The following is an 18,633-nucleotide window of genomic DNA, read 5'->3' on the forward strand; positions in this document are numbered from 1 at the left end:
TAAAACCAGATATCGTATGGAACTGCGGCATATTCGCTACTTCCTCGCCGTCGCTGATGAGCGCAACGTCACGCGGGCAGCAGAAAGGCTCGGCATTGGCCAACCGCCTCTCAGCCAGCAGATTCACGTGTTGGAGGACGAGCTAGGGGTAAAGCTGTTTCGCCGAACCGGGCATGGAGTGGTCCTGACTGAAGCGGGCGAGGCCTTTGCAACGGATGCTAGGCGAATACTCCATGACACTCGCGCGGCCGTAGAGAAAGCACAAAGCGCCGGACGGGGCGAAATCGGGCGCCTCAACATCGGGTTTACCGGCTCCGCCGCGTTCAACCCCGTGGTCTCCAGGCTGATCCGGGCATATCGGCAGGATTACCCCAATGTTGTCCTCACCCTGGCAGAAGGTAATACTTCACAACTCCTCGCCTATCTCAACGATGGCCGGGTCGATGTCGCCTTTGTCCGTTTGAGCGGGCAGTCACCGGCCGGGGTTCAACTGCAGCACATTGCCGTGGAGCCAATGAAGGTMGTGCTCCCCGCAACCCATCCTCTTGCGAAGCGACGCCGGATATCCCTCGACGCATTGGCGGAGGACCATTTTGTTCTGCTGCCTCGCGAAGCGAGTCCTACCTTGCATGACGTCATTATCGGCGCTTGCAAGCTGGCCGGTTTTGATCTCATCGCCGGGCAGGAAGCGCCGCAGCTCTCTTCCGTAGTGAATCTTGTTGCAGCGGAGTTTGGCGTGTCAATTGTTCCTGCCTCTGTTTGCCAGATTCAGGTCGAGGGCGTTGTGTATAAAGACATAATTGGCAGTCCAATCTCTATCCGCCTGGCGCTGGCGTCGAGGATTGAGCCAACACCTGCGAAGACGGCCAATTTTCTGGCGAAGGTTTCGGAGGCTGTGGCTGACGATCATTGAATTCTCCGTTTGACAGCTGGATTCGCGTCCGATGGTGAGCTGCCGCAATGATGGTACTCGCCGGACCGTTACCAGCGACATACGGTCGGGGAATGGCGCCCGCCTGCTGCAAATCCTCACACGGCGCCCGGCGCCCCACTAGCGCCGTCAGCGGCGCCATGCCTGGGCTGGCCGCCGCCAGCGCGCGCTGCTCGTCGAGGATGTCCTGCAGGATGGCATCCGTCGTATCCGGGTCGGCCAGCACCACTCGGAAAACGGCAATCGGGCGGCCACCCCGCTGTGTCGACATCAACAGAGTGCGCGATACAAACGAGTGGCCGGCATCGAGCTGCATTCCTGAAGGCTGATGGTCGGCGCATCCAGCGCGTCTAGGATCTTCTCGCGCCTGTCGGCAGAAGCCGTTGCCAGCGCGGCACGCACGGTCTCGGGCGCATGGCGATAGGTCAGGATGCAATACTGCGGTTGGCTATCGAGTTMGTAGGATGACAAGGACACACACAGCGTCCGGAAATTCTTGACAACAAGATGACCGGTCATATTATACTTGGGCCGGTGCCATAGGTGCACAAACCGAAGCGTTTCGAGCGAATGAGCATCGACGGCAGCTTGCCCGCATGGAACTGGGCGCAGTCGGACAGGCCATTTACATCGCGCCTTATGAACGTTAATGAGCTATCGATATGACCAAGACCCTACTAACCAGCCTGCTTGTTGCGGCCACGGCCACCGTCGCCGTGCCGGAAGTATTTGCGCAACAGCGAAAGGCTGTGGACCCCTATACCCAGGGCGCTAAAACCGAGAAGCCGGATCCGTACACCGACGGCGCAAAGACGGGAAAGTTTGATCCGTACACTGACGGCGCAAACTCGGGAAAGTTCGATTCGTACACCGACGGTGCAAGGTCGTCAACGGCCTCCCGGTTGGTCGATGACAAAGTCGAAACCAAGGTCCGCGCACGCGATCCATATACGGATGGCGCCAGGAGTGGTAAGCCGGATCCATATACGGAAGGCGCGCGCAAAAAACAATGATTGTGGAGACGTCTCATTCGGCACCGCACGGTGCCGAATGAGACTGGGCCATATTMAGCGTGCGTCGTGGCGCTGCCGCGAACGCTGTAATCCMTGGCCCTTGTTCAATTGGCGGCTATCGCCGCCCATAGCTAAGACAGGCCTCAGAGGCAGTCATTCAAGTCATTCAAGCGCGTGCAAGTCGCAGCATCTGTAGTGGACGTTCTATGTCAACAATGAAGAAGAAGTTGTTCGCCGCCATCGCCGGCGCAGTGCTTGCGCCAGCCGCTTGGGCGCAATCGTCCGTGACGCTCTATGGCGTCCTCACCACGAGCATCCAGTACGTCAACCACGCGCAGAACACCAGCAACGGCGTGCTGGCGCCGGGCAGCGGATCGGCCGTGTTCATGAACTCGTCGGGCATTGCACAGTCGCGTTTCGGCCTGCGCGGTGTGGAAGATCTGGGCGGCGGCCTGAAGAGCCTGTTCGTGCTGGAAAACCAGTTCAACGCCGACGACGGCAAGATGGGCAACGGCGGCCTGCTGTTCGGCCGCCAGGCATTTGTGGGCGTGCAGAACCCGTGGGGCAAGATCACATTTGGCCGCCAGTACACGTCCGCGTTCCTGACCATGGGCAGCTTCACGCCGGTGGCGTACGCCGGGGAGTTCGAGCCGTTGGTGGGTATTGCAGGACCGAACTTCCGCGAGAACAACATGGTGCAGTACCAGGGCACGTTCGGCCCGGTCACGGCCATGGCGCATTGGTCGTTTGGCGAGCGATCGGGGACCTTTGCCGTGGGTTCCGCTTATGGCGGGGGCCTGCAGTACAACAGCGGTCCGCTCGGACTGGCCGCCGCCTACGACGAAGTGAAGTCGCTCAATACCGCGCAGGCCGCCGGCACATCGGGCTCGAACGACTATGGCCGCGACATGCGCGCCATGCTGGGCGCCAGCTACCGGCTAGGCCAGGTCAAGATGGTGGCCGGCTATCGCTGGGGCAATTCGGTGGGGCCGGCAACCGGCACGCCGACACTGCTGCCGCATCGCGACGATATGTACTGGGTGGGCATGAACTGGGACGCCACCGCCGCGCTACGCCTGACGCTGGCCTATTACTACGACGACATCAAGGCGGCGCGCATCAACGGCGTATCGACCAACCCCAAGAACCCCCAGCAATATCTGGCGCTGGCCGACTACAGCCTGTCCAAGCGAACCGACGTGTTCTTCGCGGTGAACTACGCGCACAATGCGTCGCTGAACTGGGACAACATCGCCTACTTGCCGAACGGCCAGTCCGTGGGCTATTTGCCGTCGACCTCACAGGTCTACTACAAGACGCCCGATGCCAGCGGCCAGCTTKGCATTTCGTTGGGCATGCGGCACATCTTCTGATCGTCCTAGCTCATATCCTTATTAAAGTAGCAGGTAGCTCGAAAGGCTAAGATTTCCGCGATGACGTACACCTCACTATTTTTTTCGCCTTGCAATTCCGTCCGGAGAAGTTCATGAAGCGTGCCCTCGCATTGATCATCGCAGCAATTTCATCCGGGACTGCTCTTGCCGCAGGACCGTCGGATTCAGCAGATMGCTATGATTACAACATGCGCGCTACGAATAGGGATGGGTATGTTCCTGATGCTGCAAGATCTATGGACAAATTCGATCCATACACCGAAGGCGCCGACAAAAGTACTCGGGCGAATCTGGCCCCGACGAAAGTGAGGAGCCGTCACCCAAAGAGCACCAAGCCACATCGTACTGCCGTCACGGCGGAAAGATGAACAGTCTCGAAGGCCTGTGTTAGTCCGCCGCATCATTGAAATGACACTGGGCGAATTCGCCGCGACGGAACGTCCTACTTCCGCTTGATGGGCTTGGGATTCTTGTTGTGCTGACGGATATAGCGCATCAACTTGCGGTCCCGATCCTTCACCAGATGTGCGGGAAGCCCCGGAGTTTAGTCCGGGGTCGAGAGCACGGACGCCGCAGGCGTCCTAGTGGGACGCTTGCTGTTCCTMAATGTATTGCCGGAGGATATCTATCGGCGCACCGCCGCACGATGACGCGAAATAGGAAGGCKACCACAACACGCCCCGCCGCTTCAGCCACAGATGAGAGTCTCCAAACTGCTGTCGGAGCATACGTGATGACACGCCCTTCAGCGACGCGACGAGATTCGACAACGCCACCTTCGGCGGGTGGTTGACCAACAGGTGTACGTGGTCGTGCTCGCCGTTGAATTCCACGAACTCGGCCCGACAACGAGACCCAGTTCCGCAGCCTCAAGCGGTACTGCAGTCGCCCGAAGGTCTGGTTATCCGGCTTCGACCTGCAAAAACTGAACAATGGCTTCAGCAAGTGCGAAGGCGTCTCCATCGGGTCAKCCACGCAGCAGCAGGGGTGCGAAGAGTTCGCGACACGGCTCAAGCAGTTCAAACGGAAGCGTCTCAACTGGCGCGTKAGCGACCGCAAGTCCCCCAAATACTCGCTGGAATGGGTTCCATTCAAGGCCCGCGCGCTGACGTACAAGAACGGCCAGGTCCGCTTCAACGGCATTAATATTGGGCTGTGGGACTCATATGGCCTGTCGAAATACGAATTGAAGGCGGGCAGTTTCAACGAGGACTCGCGCGGGCGTTGGTATCTCAACGTGGCCGTCAAGGTACAGATCGAAGAAAAGCGCGTGCCGGATGGTGCGTCGGTGCTCGGCATCGACCTTGGCCTGAAGTCGCTTGCGCTATTGCAGTGGCGAAAAATTCGAGCCGAACCAGTGGTATCGCKAGTCGGAAGCGGCGCTGGGTATTGCGCAACGCGCTCGCAAGAAGAAGCGCGTGAAGGCTATCCACGCCAAAATCGCGAATCAGTGCAAGGACGCCATCCACAAGGAAACGTCGGCGCTTGTCAAAAAACATGCAGCAATCTTCATCGGCAACGTGAACGCGAAGGCGCTGGCACAAACGAACATGGCGAAGTCCGCGCTCGATGCCTCGTGGAGGACGTTCCGGACACAACTCAAGGACAAGGCCATCAGGCAGTGCGTGGTGTTCGCAGAGGTCAACGAAGCGTTTTCAACCCAAACGTGCTCGTGCTGTGGCGTTATCCCGCCMGGCAGTCCGAAAGGTAGGGCCGGACTTGGAATAAGGCAATGGACGTGCAGCGATTGCGGAGCGGTACACGACCGCGACACAAACGCCGCCCGGAATATTGCTCGCCTGGGACTTCAGGCGCTTACAGAAGGAATCTCCGGGGTTTAGCCCGGAGAGGAAGTCAATGAAGTGGTAGTTCAACTGTTCGCTGAGCAGTCGCCCCGCTTCTCACAGCTTTGTTTCGCTATCGGAAAGTTGACAACGCTATGGAATCAGTGACTGAAACGTTCGGCCGACATMGTCTTGACGAGCAGTGCTGCAGCAAACATCTGAATAACGGCCGCGGCGATGAAGCTTCCCGAATAGTCGCCCGTTGCGGTTTTCGCTAACCCAATCAACCAAGGAGAGGCGAAGCCGCCGAGGTTTGCGAAAGTGCTAATGAAGCCAATCGCAACGGCTACAGTTGTTGGCGTCAGCAGCCTTGGGGGAAACTGCCAGAACAGTGAAATGGCTGCCCCCATCGCACCAAGTGCTAGCGCGAGGAGAACAGTGGTGAGATACGGATGGCCATGCCACGCGAAGGTCACCGCCACAAATGAGACGGCAATGCAAAGCGAAGAAAAAACAAAATGGCTTTGGACTGATCTCTTTCGCGATGCGCTAGTGGAAATGGCAATGGTGATCAGGGCACCGAGGATGCATACCACTGCTGAAGCGGTACCGATGCTTCCGTAGTTGGTGAACCCTGACAGCTTGAGAATCGTCGGCATGAAGAAGACCAGTGCAGCATTTGCGTAAAGCGTACAGAAATAGACTGCGATCAGCAGCCACACGGCCCTATTTCTAATAACCTCAAGCATGCCTTCATTCTGCGCTGGCGCCTTTGCCTCACTGCGCAAGTCCGAGAGCATCAACGCCTTTTGCTTGTGGGATAGCCATCGCGCGGACGACGGATCGTTGGACAGCACAAAGGCGGCGACCATTCCAAGGATGACGGTCGGCACCGCCTGCACAAGGAACATCCACCKCCATCCAGCGAGGCCCATGTTTCCGCCGAGATGGTCGAACGCCACTGCCCCGGAAAGTCCGACAATAACCGGTGCCAGTGCGGCGAAAGACTGAAAGACCCCAAAATTCCTAGTGCGGATCCTCTCGGGAAACCAATATGTGAKGTACAGGATTACCCCAGGGTAAAACGCAGCCTCAAAGATACCGAGCAGCAGCCGCAAGGCGTAGAACTCTGCCGGCGTGTGAACAAACATCATTGCAAAGCTGGCCGTTCCGCAGCCAATCACGATCGCAGAGATCATTCGCTTCGCACCAACTTTCTTCAAAAGGAGCGTTCCCGGCATGGCGAATGCAACGTAGCCGATGAAGAAGATGCCGGCACCGAAGCCGTAGACCGCCTCACTAAAGCCGAGATCGGAGAGCATCTGCAACTTCGCGAACGCGATGTTCGCGCGATCCACCCAGGCCATCAACCAGATCATGGACAACAGTGGGATGATCCTCCAGGTGGCAGTAKAGTACGCGACCGTGAGTTCGGACGTGTCGGTCTCGCGGGAAGTGGCTGATAGGCTGTCAACATGTGCGTTCACAGTTTGTCTCCTGGTATTGCATTTTTTACGCGAAATGATTTGGCCGAAGCGTCGGACATCATGCCCGACGTTTCAGAGGGAATCAGACAAGAAATCCGACTAACTCGGCCGMAAACTGCTATGAAAATTGAAACTGCGAGCCGTGACCGGAATCTGGATATCGTGGTGAGTTTGCGATCTCGACGACCGAGATCGCGCCAGGTACGTTCGTCCTGCTTATCTCGGGGTATTTTTCGCGGCATGGGCTGCCGCCCACAACGAGCCGGGATTGATCCGATCGGGGTAGAGTTCCAGCATGTTGTCGTAAAGCTCGCGCGCAGTCGTAGTTTGGCTATTCACGCGCTCGAAATCCATGATGTATTGCCGCGTCGCTCGGATATGGCGAGGGCTGCTGTCGGGGTCGAGGGGGCCATGGCCAGCAATGACGTATTTCGGGTTCAGTGCCTCGATCTTGTCGATCGCTGCGAGCCAGGCTCGACGACCGTCTTCGTCCGACTCCCCAAGGTAGGGGTGCGTGCTGTTGTAGATAGCGTCTCMGGAAATTAGGAGTCCGATGGACGGTACGTGAAGTGCGGTTGTGTTGTCAGTATCCGTGTGGCCGATGTCCACCACGCGCAACTCGTGCCCTTCCAGGTCGAACGTATTTCCGGTAAGCACCTCCGCTGGAATTAGCTTGGGAGGAACTTGCCCTGGGAAGCGTTTGCTCCAAACCTTATCCGTCTCTTCGTCTCGGATTAACTGATGCATTGCTTCAACGACCTGCAGCGGTGCGATTGCCCGGGCATCTGGGAAGTGCTCGCGCATCTTGGCCAACCMGAAGAAGTGATCAGGATGCCCGTGCGTGATATAAATGGTCTCAAGATGCCGATCGTGTGCTTTGATCCAGTCGATCATTTCCTGAGTGTGTCCGTCGCTCAGGAAGGTGTCGATCAGGACGGCGTTGCGCTCGCCGTAGATCAGCGTGACTGTGTTGGCGACCCAGGTGAGGTCTTCCTTGCCCGGCGGAACCCCTTGGGTGGCGCTCGCACGCCGCTTAACCAGCAGTTCCCATTTCAGAGGCGTTGCGGCGATGCTTGATTCGTTCATGATTTGCTCCGAGTGCTTGACGATGTGGTGCTTGCGAGTATTCAGGCTTGCTGCGGGAAGAGGTGCTCCGTGAACCAGTTGGTGGCTGCGCTACAGGCAGCCGCCGATTGACCCAAGTACAGGTCATAATGGCCGCCGGGAAGCAGTACGAGTTTCTTTGGCTCCAATGCTTGCTCGTAGGCAGCCAGCGCGAGGTCGGTCGGGGTGGCCTTATCCTCGCTGGCGACTACCAGCAGCAAAGGCGTTGGTGAGACTCGTGAGATCCACGTTCCCGGTTCGTACATGCGGGCCCATCGCGTGGATCGGATCGTGACTTTGTTCTCCCAGGTTCCTTCTGGCATCGGCTRAAGATTGAAGTCGATGGCATCTTGGGAACGATAAGCAGCAGGAGTTGCCGGATCAGCACTTGCTAATGCCTGGTGCCGGGGAGGTTCTCCGCGAAGCTGGGCGCGCTCATCCTCGTTAAGCGCCTCTTCGAGTGCCGGCAAAGCTTCTGCGGATACCCGCCTTAAACCTTGCACGTAGCCACTGATGGTMGGCACTTGAGCGACCACAGCCTTTAGTCGACGATCGGTCGCGCCGAGCACKATGGCATGACCACCGGCGTAGCTGGTGCCCCAGAGCCCGATTCGTGACGAATCGACCGCGGGGTGGGATTCCAGGTACGAGATGGCACGGCGCMAGTCAGCGATCTGCTGCCACGGGTTGATGTCTTGGCGCGGCTCACCGCCACTCGCGCCAAAGCCTCGGTGTTCGTGTACAAGGACAACGAAGCCAGCTGCCGCGAAGGCTTCGGCGAACTTCTCTAGGGCATGGTAGCGCGTGCCGCCGTATCCATGCGCCATGGTGATGGCAGGATGAGGCCCCTTACCATCTGGCAGGAAGAGCCACGCAGCGAGTTCGATCCCGCCTTCTGCGGGAAAGTTGACGTCGATCTTTGAAGACATTAGCGGGAAACTCCAAGAAAATGCTTGCGCGTTGCGCGCATGTGGGGAAGGGGTAGAGGCGTTCATCAGCCGCCTTTCTGGGGGCGCAATGGCACCCGTGGTGGCGTTGCAAATTGGAGACCAAGGCGGGCCGCTTCGTAACACCATCCTTTACGTTTGGGTCAGTTGACTACAGAACTATTTACCCTGACATTTCAGCGTGATTGCGATGACGGCCTGCTAGTACACCCGGCTCACACTGTTGCCCGGACCTTCAAACGAGAACGACCTGGAGGATKACTTCAGTCGCTTCTTCGAGCGGCGTGACACTCTTCTCCGCTTTCATACGCAGCATGGCGCCCTCCCAACTGTTGAGAACGAAGTCGGCTAAAACAGACGCCGGCATTCCATTTTTAATGCTGCCCGCCTGCTGTGCCTCTTCGATTGTCGATGCGAAGATTGCGCTCCAAATCTGGAAATTCTCCGCAAGGCGACCACGAATGAGATCGCTCTCGTCGGCCGTCTCCAGCGTAAAGTTTCCCATCAAACAGCCCCGTCGGAACCCGAGCGTTGCGAAGTGGCTGATTCGCTCACCGAAGTAACCACGCAACCGGTCCACTGGAAGAAGATCTGCGTTGCCGAAGAACTCATTTAGCTTGCTCAGGCCGAGTTCGAAATAATGATCAACCACCTCCGCAGCAAATGCTTCCTTGCTTTCGAAAAGGTTGTAGAACGATCCTTTTGGAACGCCTGCAGTCTTAACGATGTMGCCAATCCCTACGCCATTGAATCCGTGGGAATGGAATTCTGAAAGGCCAGCTGTTATCAGCTTATTGCGTGTCTCAAGCCCGCGCTTGTTATGGACAGAATTATCCAAACCGTCTACCTCATGGACTATCTAGGTGCATATCACTTCGCCCTGCGCACTACGCAGAGTCGGACATGCTGGCACCATATGGACCACCTTGACCTGCCGGGAGCCCCTATGTTCGGAGGGTCGAATTCCTTCCTTTAAAGATTCGAAACGAAGTCTTCGACCACCCTGGCCACCGCCTCCGGCCGCTCAAGGTGAGGGAAATGTCCCGCGTCGCGCACCTCGCCAATTTGGACGTTCTGGAACCGCGGCGCGACCACTTCGCGGAGCATTTCTTCGGGAAAGGCCTTGTCATCCGTTACCAACACCAGTGTCGGTGCAGTCACTAACGATGGCAGCTGGCCGCCAGGATGCCCACCGATCCACGATGCCAATGTTTGCAAGGTGGAATGCTCTGACTCCGCCGGCGTGGCAAGGATCATGCGCAATTGAGTCTCTGCGTTGACACTTACAGCCAGACCGACGCGATTAAGCCCAGCATTGACCCGGTCCAGGTCACGTGCACCAGCCTCGAAGGCTTCCCGTGCCTCGGGCGGAAGAGGAGTGCCAGCGAGAGGAGCTGGTGTGAGGAGCACCAGACCTTGAAGCCGCTGTGCGATTCGCGATGCCGCCAATTCGGCGACAGGCGCTCCCATTGACTGCCCCACTAGCACGATGACGCTCTCTGGCGCCGCACCATCTGTTATTGCATCGATGACTTGGTCTGCATAGTCTTCAAGCAAGCCAGCGGTGTCTGCGTTGCTGCGTTCAACGGCATGCCGCTGGACCGCGATGATCCGCCATTCCTCTTCGGGCTTGAGGTTGTCGATCACCCACTGCCAACCCAAGGCGCTGTCACGCCAGCCGTGAACGAATACCAAGACCCGCTCGGTGCTACMGCCGTTGGAAAGATACTCGACCCCAGATGGGGTKATTTTGCGTGCGAAGTCGGATATCACGATTTCTCTACTCAAGAATATAGGTGCAATGTCATCACGAAAGGACGCTGTGCACAGACCACACCTCGGACAGCACGGCCACATCTGTACTCTTCTGCTGAATGTGCAAAATACGCCATCCGTCCTCGCGCCTCATTAGACTGAAGTTAACTACGCAGCGCTCGATCTCCGAATCGTCAGCTCGCCGACGAGACCAAATCACCCTGATCTGTGCGCTGTTCTTGTTGAATACGGTGACCTGGCGATCGGGTACGGCCGTGTGGCTGTAGCCAGCTGCTTTGAGTCGCGCATGGATAGGCGCCAGAATTCCAGCAACTTCCGCCTCTGTCGCTGCCAAGACGACCGGCTTGTCATCGATGCTTACCCATAGCGGCGCGCCCCAGTATTCGGTGACGAACGAAGAGTCTTCTCCTCGCTCACCCGCCGTGGCCCATCGCGGGAGATAGTCTGCAAAGAACCATTGCCATACCTCTTCCAAGGTGTTCTTCTCTTCAATCTGATTTGACACGTTTCCCATATCTAATGTCTCTGCTTGGTGGTTAAGAGCTGCGCAGGCGCTGCATACGTCCATGCTGTGGCAGCACAATTGCTCACCTTTCCTGTACGTCGCTGCAAGCTCAGGCTCGGAGCGGAAGGGCAGTAAGGCCACCACAAGGATGTCCCGTCTACGTCTGGCCGGGCTTGTATAATATGACCGGTCGTCTCAAAACTCAAGCCGAATTTATGTGGGGCTCAGGAAAGTGCAGCATCCCGATGCCGCGCTGGTCCGCTGCGACCAGAGGGGCACTGGGCTGAGTGGCCTGTATCTGCCAGGCCGGGATCTCGGGGCTGCCGACCGCGAACTGGTGGAGCCCATMGACGGTCAGGCCTTCAGATATCGCGGTGCAGGGCGTCCCGTCTGCGTCGCTGCAAAAAGCTCGACMMGAGCGGCATCGAAGTTGGACCACAAGCTCTMATCCGCCACCGATGGCCAAGTGACMAACTCACCCTTGTCGAACCCGGCCAAGGCAGCGTCAACCATGTCTTCGGCGGTCATCACCTTGTCTTTGTCGATGGCTGCCAGTGGTACACCCGACGCGCCCTCGGTCCAGATTTCCGTGGCAGTCACGCCGGGGAGGACAAGTTGTAGCTTCACGCCGGTCGTTGCGATCTCATTCTGAAGGCTGCGCGTAAATGCCAGCACGTATGCCTTCGTGCCACTGTAGACTGCGCTGATAGGCAGGTATTGGATGGAAAGGATTGAAGCGATGTTGATGATGGCGCCCTCGTTCCTCGAAAGGAACCCCGGCAGCGCCGCATGGGTTAGGCGCGTTAGGGCTACGATGTTCAATGAAATCTGCGACAAGGAATCGCTTACTGCCGTGCTGGCGAGCGGGCGCATCTTCGACATGCCGGCGTTGTTAATAAGCAGGCTGATGCTCTGTTCCTCCGCCAGGACGGCCTCGACCTTTGCGAGGTCAGCGTCTTTCTCGAGGTCAGCCGTCAGCGTCTGGACATTGACGCCGTACGCCTTTGAGAGCTGCTCCGACACTGCTGCCAGTCGGTCAGCTCGACGCGCGACGAGGATTAGATTGAAGCCGCGAGCAGCGAGGCGATCGGCATACACAGCGCCAATGCCTGAAGAGGCGCCGGTAACGACTGCGGTCTTGTTGGTGGTGGACATGGATATCTCCTATTGATGGGGCTGGACTGATAGACAGACCAGTTGATGGTTTGACTTCATGGTCTGCAGTACCATCCGGCGCCGAGGGTCTTGCCAACAATGCGCTTCCAGGCAGACCCTTCCAACAGGGCTCGCGAGCATCAGGGAGCATTGCTCTTGCTGCACGCAGTCCGCGTCGTCTTCGATTCTCTCGCTGCTGCAAACGAAGGCATCGCTTTCAACGGTGAGCGCGCGTACGTCCAGCGTATTCTTCAGCGCCGCGAACACACCCTTAGCGAGAATCGGGATCTGGTGCATGCCTTACACGCGGGAGAAGGGGCCTCGATTAGGCACCTTCCTCCCGTTCTGATGTGATTCCCTCGGTGTGCCTGACGGCTACTGTCCGAGCTTCCCCAGGTATTCGCCGAGTTGCAGCTCGAAATCGAGCCCCTTCTCGGCCACGACCTTCCCGAGCTTCGGCCTGCGAGCGAGGAAGCCCTGCCAGGCAAGGGAGCGGCTGTACTCGCCGTAGGCGGCGTGTAGGTCTGCATCCGGCGGCAGAGTTGCCCGATTGACCTGGGCCTTGGCCGCAACCAGAGCCTCCTTGTCAAACGAGGCTAGACGCGACGCAACTGCCTCCACAAAGCGATCTAGGTCGACATCAGGAACGGCGCGTGTGATCCAGCCGTAGCGTTCGGCCGTTTCGGCGTCGTAGTCCTGAGCGCTTAGGATGGCTTCAAGCGCACGGTCACGGCCAATCAGGCGCGGCAGCCGTTCCGATCCACCGCCGCCAGGCACGATGCCGGTGCCCACCTCTGGTTGCGAGAAGTACGCTTGCTCCTTGCTCGCGTACCGAAGGTCCATCGCTAGGCTCAGCTCGTTGCCACCGCCTCGGGTGCGTCCCCGGATCGATCCGATGCTGATGAAGGGCGCCTTGGACAGCCGCACCACCAGGTCTACCCAGGCAGGCGTGGAATCATCCCCAGGCAAGTTGGGGAAATTCGCGGCCTGGCTCAGATCGAAGTGGTTGAAGAAGAAGCGCGGCGTGCTGCTGGTGAAGATGACAACCTGAACCGCCGGGTCCTCGCTCAACGACTTCACTACCTCGCGCAGCTGTGATACGGCCTCGGGCACAATCAGGTTCACGGGTGGGTTGGCATAGACCACCTTACGGATCTTTGGCGACACGACCTCCACTGTGACCATGCGCCCTAGCTTAGCTGTCGGAGCTTGAGCCAGGGCCGGCACGACATGGGTCGACACGATGGCTGCCGCCGTGATGAGTTGGGTGATGAGCTTCATTGGCCTTCTCCTTATTGCCCGAGGAAGGTGTTGACTTCGGCAGCGAACTGCTCCGGGTACTGGAACAGGAATGCATGCCCCGCGTCCGGGTAGATGCTTAGCGTCGAGTTCGGGATGTGCTGCGCCAGCAAGTGGGTGTTTACGGTCGGCACCATGATGTCGTTGTCGCCATTTGCAACCAGAGTAGGTTGCTTGATGGCGGCCAACCGGGTCAGCTTCGTGGGGTCAGGGATGCCCCAAGTGGAGATGGCGGTGAGGTGTGCATCACGCGTGGCAATGCTGACAGGCAGGTCGCGATCCGTTTGGCGCAACTGACGGCGCCGAAGGAACTCGATACCCTTGGCGCGGCTGGTGGCGCTTCTCTCGAAGAAGATGGTCAGGACATCTTCCGCGTCGCTCTTCTCGGCGAGTGCAACCTTCAGGACTTCGGGCACGTACATGTGCATGTCTTGGCCGCCCTGCGGGCCAGTCCCGGCGAGCACCATGCGGCGAACCTGATGGGGCCGCATCAGCGCGAATTCCTGGGCAATGAAACCGCCGAGCGAGAAGCCGAACAGGTCGCAGCGCTCAATCTTCAGCGCGTCGGCGAACGCTATGGCGCCGTGCGCCATCTCCCGGATGGTGTTGGGCGTCGCGCCGCTGGAGCCACCGACACCCACGTTGTCCATCAGGATGACCTCTCGCTGCTCGGAGATCGCGTCCACGAGCGCCGGATCCCAGTTGTCCAGGTTCGCACGGTAGTGGACGAAGAAGATCAGCGGCAAAGCATTGCCGTCGGCCTTGCCGAATCGCCGATACGCGTACTTGATGCCGTTACTGCCTTCAATGGTGAGATTTTGGGCATTGACCTGCCCAACCTTTGTCGTCATTTCGTGTCCTTGCTTCATACAACACGGCTGTGCCTTAGCCTCAACGGCACGTCAAATTAATCTGACCGGTCAGCTTCAATGGGGCAACAGTTGTCTCATCAAATGGCTTCGCTGTCGCCCCCGGCCTCCTGAACGCCTTAGGCGTTCACGTCGACGAGCGTGCGTCCACGCACTTCGCCTTTCAATACCTGCACTGCGCGGCCCGCGGCCTCATTCAGGCCGATGACCGTGGCCATGCTGTCGAGCAGACCCGGATCGAGATCCGTGGCGAGACGAGACCAGGCCTGCTCACGGATTGCCATAGGTGCATTCACCGTGTCGATGCCGCTCAGCGTTACGCCCCGAAGGATGAACGGTGCCATGTTGCCCGTCAGGTCCATGCCCTGCGCGAGGCCGCAGGCGGCCACCGTTCCACCGTACTTGGTCTGTGCGAGCACATTGACGAGCGTATGACTTCCGACGGTGTCGACTGCGCCGCTCCATCGCTCGGCGCCGAGGGGACGCTGTGGTGGGCTGGACAGAGTAGCCCGATCGATGATCTCGGCCGCGCCCAGCGAGCGCAGGTAAGCCTCTTCGGATGCGCGGCCGGTTGACGCGAGGACCCGATAGCCCAGTTTTGCGAGGACTGCGATGGCCACAGACCCCACGCCGCCAGCGGCACCAGTGACGATAACGTCACCGCCGCGCACGCCTCCGCGCTCGAGGGCGAGCACACTCAGCATGGCCGCGAACCCGGCGGTGCCGATAGTGGCCGCCTGACGAGTGGAGATGTTCGCCGGCAGTTTGACCAGCCAATCGCCACGTACACGGGCCCGCTGCGCAAATCCGCCGTGGTGTGTAGCGCCAAGCTCGTAGCCGTTCAGGACTACGTTGTCGCCAGGTTTAAAGTCTGGATGKGACGACGCTTCGACGGTGCCCGCAAGGTCGATACCCGGGATCATCGGGAACCTTTTGATGAAGCCGCCGAGCCTGGTGATTGCAAGACCGTCCTTGTAGTTGACGGTCGAGTAATCCACCTTGATMGTAACGTCGCCTTGATCGAGGTCTGCATCCGTCAGCTCCGCGAGCTGAGCCGCGAGCTTGCCGTCTACTTCCGTGACCTGTACGCCTTTGAACGTTCCCATACCTCTCCTTTTACACGGATGTTCGCCCACGCCAACTGACGCGGCAGCGGTCGGTAGTATAAGACGATTGGTCATATTGTGCATTCCGCTCGAGACAGGCACAATGACGGTATGACCTAGAACTGTGCGCGGGAGCCAATTTAGACATGGGAAGAGTGAGCGTTCGACCACAGCTTGTGGATGCCGCGCTGGAGGTTTTCCAGGCGCAAGGCTTCAATGCCTCAAGCGTTCAAGACTTGACGGAAGCCGCCGGCGTGCCTAAGGGCTCGTTCTATAACCATTTTGAAAGTAAGGAAGAACTGGCGCTTGAGGCGTTAAGCGTCTACGTCAGTCAGCACGGGATCGAAATCCTGCGCGACCAAAAATATGAGCCACTGGAACGGATGAAGCGCCACTTCCGTGCCAATTGGAAGGTGGTGCGCGAACGCGGCTACCGGAGTGGTTGTTTGTTGGGTTCGCTGAGTTCAGAAATGGCCGACTCCCATGAGGCGGCAAGGGTTGAGTTTGCGAATTATTACCGGGGCTGGTCTGCCGAAATAGCCAGAGTAATCGGGGAGGCGCAGGCCACGGGAGTGATCAGCGATTTGATCGACCGACAGGTCCTCGGTAGGTTCGTGCTGAACGCTTGGCAGGGAGCGCTAATCCGAGCAAAGGTGTCGAAAGACGAGGAGGCATTCAAGGATTTTCTGGCTGTCATCTTTGGTGTGATCCTAGCTCCGAAACTMAAGGACTGAGCAACTGAGTTGGTCGCCAAACGGCCTGTGTGGCCTAATCMACCTAGGCGGCATGGCGCCAAAGAAAGCGCTTACTTGCTGGGGGGCGTAGCCGCACGGCAGCAAGGATCAGGGTGGGCGCGTATCAGTTGGTCTTGAGAGCTGGGACTAGTTCCCGCGTTTTGTTTTTGCGCAGCAACGGCAGCGATATCAAGCGCCGTCTGCGCAATGCGTCCMCCTCGACCATCGTCTTGTGGTTTCCAGCGCCGAGGCCGAGTTGAGACGGCAAAGCCGCCAGAAAATGCGCGGCTCCCGAAGAGGGAAGGGGACTCACTTGCCCGTACGGCACCAGGGTTTATGCAACAATTCCCCACGGCGCTCCGAGACTTCCGTCGCTCAAATCTTCAAATCGACAGGCAAACTTTGCCGAAATGCTTGCCAGCTGCCTGGTAGCGAAACGCGTCGGCAATCTCGTCGAGTGGAAACGTACGGTCAATCGCGGGCTTCATGCCAGTTGCGTCGATCGCGCGCACCATGTCGACCTGATTCTTGCGGCTGCCGACAATGAGCCCCTGCAACTTCTGTTGACGAAGCATCAGGGAAACCGTCGGCACTTGACCGGCAATGCCGGTCAATACGCCGATCAGCGCGATGTGGCCACCGATCCGGCAGGCACGGATCGACTGTCCCAGCGTGTCCGGACCGCCCACTTCGACAACATTGTCGACGCCGCGACCGTTCGTGATTTCGAGTACCTTCGCAGCCCAATCGGTATCGCGTCGGTAGTTGATCAAGTGATCGGCGCCTAGCGCGCGGGCCTTTTCCAGCTTCTCGTCGGACGACGAGGTTGCAATCACCGTCGCACCCATCTGCTTGGCGAACTGCAGCGCGAAGATCGAGACGCCTCCCGTACCCTGGACAAGCACCGTGTCGCCGGCCTTCAGCGCGCTGTCGACAACCAGGGCGCGCCACGCGGTCAGCCCGGCAGTAGTCAAAGTCGCAGCCTCCGTATGGCTGTAGCCTCGCGGCGCGAGCGTGAACCACTGGGCTGGGCGGACGACGGCTTCCCGCGCRTATCCATCGACGCCGTCGCCCGGTGTCGTCGAAAAATCGGCTTGTGTCGGACCGCCGTCAAGCCACGATGGGAAGAACGTCGATACGACCGCGTCGCCGACCGAAAATTCGGTTACGCCGTCGCCGATCGCTTCGACAACGCCTGCGCCGTCCGACATGGGAATGCGACCGTCATCGGTGTGCATGCGTCCTGTGACTACACCCAAATCATGGAAATTGAGCGAGCTTGCGTGGATGCGTACGCGGATTTCTCCCGGCGCCGGCGAACCGGGATCGGCGAGATCCACGCGCTCGAGGTGCTCCAATGTGGCGGGTTGGCGCAAAGTAATAGCTTTCATCGAAGTAACTCCTGGTAATCGATTGACGGGTGCACTGCGCGATGCGGCTTCTGCGTCGAGTAGGCCAGAGCGCGCATTGATCGGTGCGCGCGGCCGAGGAAGATCCGCGACCACGTACGTCATGATTTTCCGGGTCTGCGTTGATTACCGCAAGAACGTACAATTAACTCAGGTACTACCAATCATGTAGGTATAAAGCTATGCGACCAAAACGCCTGGACAGCAAGAGTGGCTGCGCCGTCGAAGTGACGCTCTCCGTGATCGGCGGCTTATGGAAGCCGCTGATCCTCTTTCATTTGTTGCGCGAAAAGAAGCGATTTATGGAACTTACACGACTGATGCCAAACACCACGCAACGCATGCTGACGCTGCAACTGCGCGAACTGGAGGCGGACGGCATCGTTGCGCGCCATGTCTATCCGCAGATCCCGCCAAAGGTCGAATACGAGCTGACGCCCTTTGGTGAAACGCTCGCGCCGTTGCTGATCAGCCTGAGGGAGTGGGGTGACTCCTATCAGGCACGCGGCGCCAAAGACATTGCGCCAGGCAACGAGGGCAATACAGACGCGCCGCCTTCGCACGACAAGGACTTGAGGGCCGCAGTGTCGGGATGTCGGACTTGTCCCGCATAAGGCGCGGGTTGGGTTGCCTTACCAGAGTGTCCCCAATATCCCGATACTGAKGATCTATGTAGTGCGCTGTTCACAATCTGGAGACACTTGCGCGCGCGATCGCGTAGCGCACGCTCCAGCGGTGGATCGACGTACCTTTCTGTAATTGTTCGCTAAGTCAGCGGCACTGGCGATGAAAGGCGTGCAGAAAAGGGAAACAGCGGCGATCACAGTAGTGGTAAGGCGGTTCATACGTTGTCCTTTCGGGGGGATGCAAGCTACGGGTGGTGCAAGGGCGGACTACGCGTCGTGGAGTTCGAGAACGGCATCGCCGTACCCAACAGTCTCGCCATCGTCCACAAGCTGGTTTCCAGCCATCCCATCTGCCGGAGCGATGATGGCGCTCAATACCGAGTCAATGGTCAGGTAGCCCACGTGGTCTCCCTGCTTTACCGCATCGGTAGATGTCTCAGCCGCGAGAGGGTGTGCTCGACTKAATGCGCCAGTTGCATCAGATAGGACTTCCT

Annotated in this window: 19 protein-coding genes and 1 pseudogene; 6 read left to right on the top strand and 14 right to left on the bottom strand. The window is 58.7% G+C overall.

The features are described 5' to 3' along the window. The first annotated feature begins 16 nt into the window (after positions 1-16). Entirely contained in the window at positions 17-913 is an 897-nt protein-coding gene (locus tag AC1DKV_RS32115; protein WP_441619846.1) for a LysR family transcriptional regulator, read from the top strand. Between the two features lie 288 nt (positions 914-1,201). Here the strand turns inward: AC1DKV_RS32115 and AC1DKV_RS32120 are convergent, their stop codons facing one another. After that, entirely contained in the window at positions 1,202-1,450 is a 249-nt protein-coding gene (locus tag AC1DKV_RS32120; RefSeq protein WP_477138897.1) for a hypothetical protein, read from the bottom strand. A 143-nt stretch (positions 1,451-1,593) separates the two neighbouring features. On the opposite strand from AC1DKV_RS32120, the gene AC1DKV_RS32125 reads away from it, so the two are divergent. After that, positions 1,594-1,944, top strand: a complete 351-nt coding sequence (locus AC1DKV_RS32125; protein ID WP_441619850.1) for a hypothetical protein — start codon at positions 1,594-1,596, stop codon at positions 1,942-1,944. Between the two features lie 215 nt (positions 1,945-2,159). Then, positions 2,160-3,317 carry a porin gene (locus tag AC1DKV_RS32130; protein WP_477138919.1) on the top strand — a complete coding sequence of 386 codons (1,158 nt, stop codon included), beginning with the start codon at positions 2,160-2,162 and terminating at the stop codon, positions 3,315-3,317. Positions 3,318-3,919: 602 nt separating this feature from the next. On the opposite strand, the pseudogene tnpA reads toward AC1DKV_RS32130, so the two are convergent. After that, positions 3,920-4,180, bottom strand: a pseudogene (gene tnpA / locus AC1DKV_RS32135) (IS200/IS605 family transposase); the annotation flags it as partial. 477 nt (positions 4,181-4,657) lie between these two features. Between tnpA and AC1DKV_RS32140 the strand changes: the two are divergent. Further along, entirely contained in the window at positions 4,658-5,179 is a 522-nt protein-coding gene (locus AC1DKV_RS32140) for an RNA-guided endonuclease InsQ/TnpB family protein (protein WP_477138898.1), read from the top strand. A 104-nt stretch (positions 5,180-5,283) separates the two neighbouring features. On the opposite strand, the gene AC1DKV_RS32145 is transcribed toward AC1DKV_RS32140, so the two are convergent. The 10 genes from AC1DKV_RS32145 to acuI form a co-directional block, all read right to left on the bottom strand. Then, a complete protein-coding gene (locus AC1DKV_RS32145; RefSeq protein WP_477138899.1) occupies positions 5,284-6,609 on the bottom strand; it encodes an MFS transporter in 1,326 nt (441 codons plus the stop codon). A 216-nt stretch (positions 6,610-6,825) separates the two neighbouring features. Continuing rightward, positions 6,826-7,695, bottom strand: coding sequence for an MBL fold metallo-hydrolase (locus AC1DKV_RS32150; protein WP_477138900.1), 870 nt, complete (start codon positions 7,693-7,695; stop codon positions 6,826-6,828). 41 nt (positions 7,696-7,736) lie between these two features. Beyond that, on the bottom strand, positions 7,737-8,642 hold the full coding sequence (locus AC1DKV_RS32155; protein WP_477138901.1) for an alpha/beta hydrolase: 906 nt from the start codon (positions 8,640-8,642) through the stop codon (positions 7,737-7,739). A 253-nt stretch (positions 8,643-8,895) separates the two neighbouring features. Then, entirely contained in the window at positions 8,896-9,498 is a 603-nt protein-coding gene (locus tag AC1DKV_RS32160) for a TetR/AcrR family transcriptional regulator (protein ID WP_477138902.1), read from the bottom strand. 134 nt (positions 9,499-9,632) lie between these two features. Then, positions 9,633-10,355 (bottom strand): alpha/beta fold hydrolase, encoded by a 723-nt coding sequence (locus AC1DKV_RS32165; RefSeq protein WP_477138903.1) that lies wholly within the window; start codon positions 10,353-10,355, stop codon positions 9,633-9,635. A 112-nt stretch (positions 10,356-10,467) separates the two neighbouring features. Beyond that, positions 10,468-10,941: a DUF6841 family protein gene (locus AC1DKV_RS32170; RefSeq protein WP_441619865.1), complete on the bottom strand. Its 474-nt coding sequence runs from the start codon at positions 10,939-10,941 to the stop codon at positions 10,468-10,470. 354 nt (positions 10,942-11,295) lie between these two features. After that, positions 11,296-12,096, bottom strand: coding sequence for an SDR family NAD(P)-dependent oxidoreductase (locus AC1DKV_RS32175; RefSeq protein ID WP_477138904.1), 801 nt, complete (start codon positions 12,094-12,096; stop codon positions 11,296-11,298). Between the two features lie 375 nt (positions 12,097-12,471). Next, on the bottom strand, positions 12,472-13,377 hold the full coding sequence (locus tag AC1DKV_RS32180) for an enoyl-CoA hydratase/isomerase family protein (protein WP_441619869.1): 906 nt from the start codon (positions 13,375-13,377) through the stop codon (positions 12,472-12,474). Positions 13,378-13,388: 11 nt separating this feature from the next. Then, positions 13,389-14,246: an alpha/beta fold hydrolase gene (locus tag AC1DKV_RS32185; protein ID WP_441619871.1), complete on the bottom strand. Its 858-nt coding sequence runs from the start codon at positions 14,244-14,246 to the stop codon at positions 13,389-13,391. A gap of 137 nt (positions 14,247-14,383) precedes the next feature. Next, a complete protein-coding gene (gene acuI, locus AC1DKV_RS32190; protein WP_441619873.1) occupies positions 14,384-15,370 on the bottom strand; it encodes an acrylyl-CoA reductase (NADPH) in 987 nt (328 codons plus the stop codon). 146 nt (positions 15,371-15,516) lie between these two features. On the opposite strand from acuI, the gene AC1DKV_RS32195 reads away from it, so the two are divergent. Continuing rightward, positions 15,517-16,104 (top strand): TetR/AcrR family transcriptional regulator, encoded by a 588-nt coding sequence (locus tag AC1DKV_RS32195; RefSeq protein WP_441619875.1) that lies wholly within the window; start codon positions 15,517-15,519, stop codon positions 16,102-16,104. 383 nt (positions 16,105-16,487) lie between these two features. On the opposite strand, the gene AC1DKV_RS32200 is transcribed toward AC1DKV_RS32195, so the two are convergent. Beyond that, complete coding sequence (locus tag AC1DKV_RS32200; protein ID WP_441619877.1) at positions 16,488-17,495, bottom strand: zinc-dependent alcohol dehydrogenase family protein; 1,008 nt, start codon at positions 17,493-17,495, stop codon at positions 16,488-16,490. A gap of 200 nt (positions 17,496-17,695) precedes the next feature. On the opposite strand from AC1DKV_RS32200, the gene AC1DKV_RS32205 reads away from it, so the two are divergent. Beyond that, entirely contained in the window at positions 17,696-18,127 is a 432-nt protein-coding gene (locus tag AC1DKV_RS32205; RefSeq protein ID WP_441619879.1) for a winged helix-turn-helix transcriptional regulator, read from the top strand. Between the two features lie 279 nt (positions 18,128-18,406). Here AC1DKV_RS32205 and AC1DKV_RS32210 read toward each other — a convergent pair whose 3' ends face one another. Continuing rightward, positions 18,407-18,541, bottom strand: coding sequence for a hypothetical protein (locus AC1DKV_RS32210; protein ID WP_441619881.1), 135 nt, complete (start codon positions 18,539-18,541; stop codon positions 18,407-18,409). Positions 18,542-18,633: the final 92 nt, after the last annotated feature.

Source organism: Cupriavidus sp. 05T41 (assembly GCF_056396525.1).